A 1,294-nucleotide genomic window follows, 5' to 3' on the forward strand; every position below is an offset into this window, starting at 1 on the left:
CGTTCGCCGGTGGATGATCGCTCCGGCTGTCCTGGGTCAGCAAGCGCGGATCATTGCGATTACGGGTAAGCTCAAGCCGGGCAAGACGGTGACGACCTACAAGTACAGCAAGGAGAACTACACGTATACGTACAGCGTGCAGGATCTGGGTACGGGTAAGGAGAACCGCAGATGGAATGACAAGGTCTACTTCCTGCCCATCAGCCGGGACGAGATCAACCGGAACAACAAGCTGGTGCAGAATCCGGGCTATGAGTAACGGATAACAAGCCATAATAGGAAGGCCGGGAGAGCAATAACGTAATCCTGATCTAGCCAATAGTGAAAAGTTCAGGGTCCTGCTGGTTACTCAACCAGCAGGACCCTGAACTTTTTTGTGCTAACAAATTAAGTAGAATACTTAATCTATTTAAATAAAGTACTAAGTAAATACATGCATATATACTCTGATAAATCTATACGTAGATTAACCCAAATATTGCCTGATTTCAACAATTAATGTTAAAATATATTAAACATTGGGTAATAACGTATAGGTAGAATAGCTGAGTATATTTCCTTTTAGCAGGAATGAATCTTTATTAAAAACAGGTTTATCATGCAGAAAATGTTTACACAACAAAAGCTCCTTTTATTTAGAACAGGGGCTTCCCTGACAAACTCGGACGTCAGTCGACGGGTCGCGTTCTGTTCATTATTCCTTCTAAGCCTACTCGTATCGGTGGGGGCTTACGCCCAGACGAAGGTTTCGGGTAAGGTGGTCGATGCACAGGGACTGGCGCTGCCGGGGGTGAGTATCGTCGTGAAGGGCACCACAACGGGTACGGTTTCGGCCGCACAGGGTGATTACACCCTTAATTTGGCTAGGGGGAACGAGACGCTGGTTTTCTCGTACATTGGCTTCCTGACTCAGGAAGTACCCGCTAACAACCGGTCTACGATCAACATTACGCTGGCATCTGACGATAAAATGCTGAACGAGGTTGTGGTTGTCGGGTATGGCGAGCAGAAGAAAGAAACCGTTACGGGTGCCGTAGCCACTGTAAAGGGTACAGATCTGGTTAAGTCGCCGGCCGTTAACCTGTCGAACTCGATCGCGGGCCGGATGCCGGGCGTTATTGCTACCAACGCCAGTGGGGAGCCCGGCTACGATGGAGCGGCCATAAAGATTCGGGGTTCCAACACCCTGGGGAACAACGACGCGCTGATCGTGATCGACGGGGTACCGGCTCGGGCCGGAGGGATCGACCGGTTGAACCCGGCCGACATCGAGAGCATGTCGGTGCTGAAAGAT

At 49.8% G+C, this 1,294-nt stretch carries 2 protein-coding genes; both read left to right on the top strand.

The features are described from left to right. Positions 1-259: RagB/SusD family nutrient uptake outer membrane protein (locus ACYVJM_RS32080; RefSeq protein ID WP_461152206.1), on the top strand; the 259-nt coding region annotated here is incomplete at its 5' end. Between the two features lie 339 nt (positions 260-598). Then, positions 599-1,294 (top strand): carboxypeptidase-like regulatory domain-containing protein (locus tag ACYVJM_RS32085; RefSeq protein WP_461152207.1); only part of this gene is annotated, 696 nt, incomplete at its 3' end.

Source organism: Spirosoma pulveris (assembly GCF_054781875.1).